Below are 4,705 nucleotides of genomic sequence, written 5' to 3' on the forward strand. Positions count from 1 at the left end.
CCACTGAGCCTTCAAGCCGGCGTCGTCTCCGCCCGCAGCTCGCGCGCCGCCGCCACCATGCGCGCCAGCGCCGCCTCCGTCTCCGGCCACCCCCGCGTTTTCAGCCCGCAGTCGGGATTGACCCAGAGCAGGTAAGCCGGGATGACCTCGGCGGCCTTGCGCAGCAGGCGCAGCATCTCGGCCGCGTCGGGCACGCGCGGTGAGTGGATGTCGTAGACGCCAGGGCCGATCTCGTTGGGGTAGCGGAAGTCGCCAAAGCCGCGCAGCAGTTCCATGTCGGAGCGGCTGGTCTCGATGGTGATGACGTCAGCGTCCATGGCTGCGATCTCGGGCAGGATGTCGTTGAACTCCGAGTAGCACATATGGGTGTGGATCTGCGTGTCGTCACGCACGGCGCTGGCAGAGACGCGGAAGGCACGCGTCGCCCAGGCGAGATAGGCGCCCCATGCCGCGCGGCGCAGCGGCAGGCCTTCGCGGATGGCAGGCTCATCGATCTGGATGACGGCAATGCCGGCGGCCTCCAGGTCGACCACCTCGTCGCGGATGGCCAGCGCGATCTGCAGCGCCGTGGTGGCGCGCGGCTGGTCGTCGCGCACAAAGGACCATTGCAGGATGGTGATGGGGCCGGTCAACATGCCCTTCATGGGCTTGTCGGTCAGGCTCTGCGCAAACACAGTCCAGTCCACCGTCATGGCCTTGGGGCGCGACACGTCGCCGAACAGCACCGGYGGCTTCACGCAGCGTGAGCCGTAGCTCTGCACCCAGCCGTTGGCGGTGAAGGCGACGCCCGAGAGCTGCTCGCCGAAGTACTCGACCATGTCATTGCGCTCGGCCTCGCCGTGCACGAGCACGTCCAGCCCTAACGCTTCCTGCTTGCTGACCGCCAGCTGGATCTCGCGCTGCATGGCTTCGCGGTAGGCGGGCTCGGCGAGCGTGCCGCGCTTGAAGGCGGCGCGGGCGGCGCGGATCTCGGGTGTCTGCGGGAAGGAGCCGATGGTGGTTGTCGGGAAGGCCGGCAGGCGCAGGCGCTGGCGCTGCGCGGCCTGGCGGGCGGGGAAGGGCGAGCGGCGTTGGTCGGCGTCGGCGGGCAGTGCCTTGAGGCGGGCGGCGACGGTGCCGTTGCGCACGCGTCGGCTTGTGACACGGTTGGCGCGGGCAATGCGCGACTCGGCCAGTTCACGGGCCACGCTCGCTTCGTCGCCCCACAGCGCGCGCTTGAGTACGCGCAGCTCGTCCAGCTTCTCGACGGCGCCGGCCAGCCAGCCCTGCAGCTCGGTGTCCAGCGCCGCGTCGTGGCGCAGGCTGAAGGGCACGTGCAGCAACGAGCAGGACGGCGCCACCCACAGCCGGCCGCCGCGCAGTTCGCGGACCTTGTTGAGCTGTGACAGCGCCTGGTCGAGGTCACTGCGCCAGATGTTGCGGCCGTCGATGATGCCGACCGACAACTCACGGTCCAGAGGCAGTCGTAGGGCCACGGGCAGCAGTTCCTCGGGCGCGCGCACCGCGTCCACATGCAGGCCGGCCACGGGCAGTTCGCAGGCGAGAGCCAGGTTGTCGCCCAGCGGCGAGAAATAGGTGGCCAGCAGCAGGGGCTGGCCGACGACGCCCAGGCGCGCATAGGCCAGGCGCAAGGCGTCTTGCCATGCCGGGCTGAGGTCCAGGCCGAGGATGGGCTCGTCCAACTGCACCCAGGTCACGCCGCGGGCGGCCAAGCGGGTCAGCAGCTGTTCGTAGGCGGGGAGCAGGCGTTTCAGCAGCACGAGCCGGTCAAAGTCTTCCTGCTTGCTCTTGCCCTGGTAGAGGAAGCTGACTGGCCCGAGCAGCGCGACCTTGGGGCTGGCTGGCAGGGCGATGGCCTCATCGACTTCGGCGAGCAGGCGCTCGGCGTTCAGGCTGAACTCGGTCGCGCTGTCGAACTCGGGGACGAGGTAGTGGTAGTTGGTGTCGAACCACTTGGTCATCTCCAGCGCGGGCACGCCATCGACGTGCGTGCCGCTGCAGCCACAGGCCTCGGTGTGGGCATGGGTCGTCGTGATGCCACGGGCCATCGCGAAATAGCGCTGCAGCGGGGTCTCCTGGCCGTTGAAGCCGAAGCGGGCCGGTTCGCAGCCGAACAGCTGGATCAGGTGGGCGACATGGTCGTAGRGGGCGAAGTCGCCGACGGTGACATGGTCCAGCCCCGCGTCCTGTTGCAGCTTCCAATGGCGGGCGCGCAGCGCGGCGGCCTGGGCCTCCAGTTCGGTGGCGGGTAGCTCGCCGCGCCAGTGGCGCTCCAGCGCCGTCTTCAGTTCGCGGTGCTCGCCCATGCGCGGGAAGCCGAGGATATGAGTCTTGATCATGATGAATCGAACAATGCTGAAAGCGATTCGTGATGATCGGCACTTCATGACTATGATTCAAACGAAACGTTTTCTGAATCATCACAAGTTCCGCTCATGCAAACGCCGCTCGAACTGCGCCATCTGCGCACCCTGGTTGCTTTGCGCGAGGCCGGCAATCTGTCCCGAGCGGCGCAGTTGCTGAACCTGACGCAGTCGGCCTTGTCCCACCAGCTCAAGGCCCTGGAGGAGCACTACGGCGCCGAGCTGTTCGCCCGCAAGAGCAACCCGCTGGTGTTCGGCGCGGTCGGGCAGCGGCTCTTGAAGCTGGCAGACATCGTGCTGACCCAGGTCGATGAGGCTGATCGCGACGTGCGCCGGCTGGTGGACGGCTCGGCCGGCCAACTGCGCATCGCCGTGGAATGCCACACCTGCTTCGACTGGCTGATGCCGGCCATGGACGCCTTCCGCGGCCGCTGGCCGGAGGTGGAGCTGGACATCGTCTCCGGCTTCCAGGCCGACCCCGTGGGCCTGCTGCACCAGGACCGCGCTGAGCTGGCCATCGTGTCGGATGTGGACGCCGACGAGACCGGCGTCGTCGTGCACCCGCTGTTCAGCTTCGAGATCATTGCGCTGCTGCCCAAGGGCCATGCGCTGCTGGCCAAGCCCTGGCTCGAAGCGCTCGATTTTGCTGACCACACCCTCATCACCTACCCGGTGCCCGACGAGATGTTGGACCTCGTGCGCCGCGTGCTGCAGCCCGCAGGCATCACGCCGCCGCGCCGCACCAGCGAGTTGACGGTGGCCATGCTGCAGCTGGTTGCCAGCGGCCGCGGCATTGCAGCGCTGCCGCTGTGGGCGGTGGAAGGCTATCTGGCGCGTGGCTATGTGGCGCGCCAACGCATCGGGGAGGGCGGGCTGACCGGGCGGCTCTACGCCGTCAGCACCGAAGGGCTCGCGGCCAAACCCTTCCTGGCCGACTTCGTGCGGCTGATGCGCGAGACCTCGCTGCTCAATCTGGCGGCGGTCAGCCTGCTCTAGTTGCGAGCGTGGGTCACGCGGTATCCGGCCACGCCAGGCAGCTCATGCAGCCGGTCGGTGAAGCGGCATAGCGTCTGCCCCTTGAAGTTCTGCTTGGCCGTGCAGACGAAGCGCCACTCTTCATGGTCGCCCTGCTTCTCGATGCTCAGCGAGCCGGGCGCGAAGCGGTAGCCCAGGCCATCGGCGAACTCGGCCAGCTCGGCCTGCGTGAAGCGCCGGCCCGATTCGCCGCGCAGCGTCACCGCGATGGCCGGGTGGGAGGGCAGGCGGCTTTCCAGCTTGGCGCCCCACATCATCAGCGTGGCGCACAGCAGCGTCAGTGCGATGGCCGCGAAATAGAAGCCCATGCCCAGCACGATGCCGATGGCCGATGCCGCCCACATCGAGGCCGCCGTCGTCAGCCCCGAGATGTTCATGCCCTCGCGCATGATGACGCCGGCGCACAGGAAGCCGATGCCCGTCACCACACCCTGAATCACGCGGGTCGGGTCGGTGAACTGCGGCAGCGAACCGCCGGCCATGTGGCCGCCGAACCATTGGTCGGGGTAGCCGACGAGGATGGTCACGGCGCAGGACGCCATGCAGACCAGCGCGTATGTGCGCATGCCGGCGGCACGGCCGTGGTAGGCCCGCTCATAGCCGAGCAGCAGGCCCAGCACCATGGCACCGATGAGATGCATCAGCATCAGCACGTTGGCGGCCCATTGGCTGTCGGTCCAGTAGCGCAGCAGGTGGTCGGTTTCGAGCATGACGTCGGCAATGGCGGGGCAAACCTGCCCCGCGACCACGCTAACCCAGTCCAGCCCCGCTCGCCAGGGGGCTGGACGCGAAGGGATTCAGGCCAGGGCTGTCATGCGTTCCACGAGCACGCAGCGCACCCATTTGCGCGCCGTGATCTGCGCGGTCTGCGCGAGCAGGAACTCCTCGGCCTGGGAGTTGGGCGACTCGAACTCGAAGCCGCCGAGCTGCACGATGCGGCTCAGCGGCCGCGTCCAGACGCGGCGCACCTCGGCGCTGAAGAGGGGCACGCCCTCGTCCTCGCCGAGCAGCAGGCGCAACTCGTAGTGCTGGGCATCCAGCGGCGGCTCGGCCGCGGCCAGGATCTGCAGGCCGGCCTCGCTGAGGTTGACGACGACACCGCCGCGCTTCTCGGCCAGGCCCTCGGGCTTGATGACCCAGACCGGCAGCTGTTCGTGCTCGTCGGGCACCAGGAAGAACTCGACGCGAGGGAAGCGGCGTTGGTCAATCGACATGATGTGATCTGGGTTCGTGAACGGGCTGGATCAAAGCATCCGCGAATGACAGGCGCTTGTCAGTCGCCTGCCGTCGCTTGAAATGGCTTCGGG

4 protein-coding genes are annotated in these 4,705 nt (G+C 68.1%); 1 reads left to right on the forward strand and 3 read right to left on the reverse strand.

Features of this window, described 5'->3' with window-relative positions; all coding sequences use genetic code 11:
* Positions 1 to 11 precede the first annotated feature (11 nt).
* Positions 12 to 2,339, reverse strand: coding sequence for a 5-methyltetrahydropteroyltriglutamate--homocysteine S-methyltransferase (gene metE / locus AC1DU6_RS20450; RefSeq protein ID WP_477859206.1), 2,328 nt, complete (start codon positions 2,337 to 2,339; stop codon positions 12 to 14).
* 96 nt (positions 2,340 to 2,435) lie between these two features.
* Here metE and AC1DU6_RS20455 point away from each other — a divergent pair, with 96 nt between their 5' ends.
* Complete coding sequence (locus AC1DU6_RS20455; protein WP_457322235.1) at positions 2,436 to 3,359, forward strand: LysR family transcriptional regulator; 924 nt, start codon at positions 2,436 to 2,438, stop codon at positions 3,357 to 3,359.
* Here AC1DU6_RS20455 and AC1DU6_RS20460 read toward each other — a convergent pair.
* Complete coding sequence (locus AC1DU6_RS20460) at positions 3,356 to 4,108, reverse strand: MgtC/SapB family protein (RefSeq protein ID WP_457322233.1); 753 nt, start codon at positions 4,106 to 4,108, stop codon at positions 3,356 to 3,358. The two genes, AC1DU6_RS20455 and AC1DU6_RS20460, sit on opposite strands and share 4 nt — an antisense overlap.
* An 87-nt stretch (positions 4,109 to 4,195) precedes the next feature.
* A complete protein-coding gene (locus tag AC1DU6_RS20465; RefSeq protein WP_056197633.1) occupies positions 4,196 to 4,612 on the reverse strand; it encodes a PilZ domain-containing protein in 417 nt (138 codons plus the stop codon).
* Positions 4,613 to 4,705 lie beyond the last annotated feature (93 nt).

Source organism: Roseateles sp. P5_B10 (assembly GCF_056400485.1).

Excerpts from the sequence above, each read along its gene's own strand:
- AC1DU6_RS20460 (WP_457322233.1), bottom strand. The coding sequence starts at position 4,108 with ATGCTCGAAACCGACCACCTGCTGCGCTACTGGACCGACAGCCAATGG.
- AC1DU6_RS20455 (WP_457322235.1), top strand. The coding sequence starts at position 2,436 with ATGCAAACGCCGCTCGAACTGCGCCATCTGCGCACCCTGGTTGCTTTG.
- AC1DU6_RS20465 (WP_056197633.1), bottom strand. The coding sequence starts at position 4,612 with ATGTCGATTGACCAACGCCGCTTCCCTCGCGTCGAGTTCTTCCTGGTG.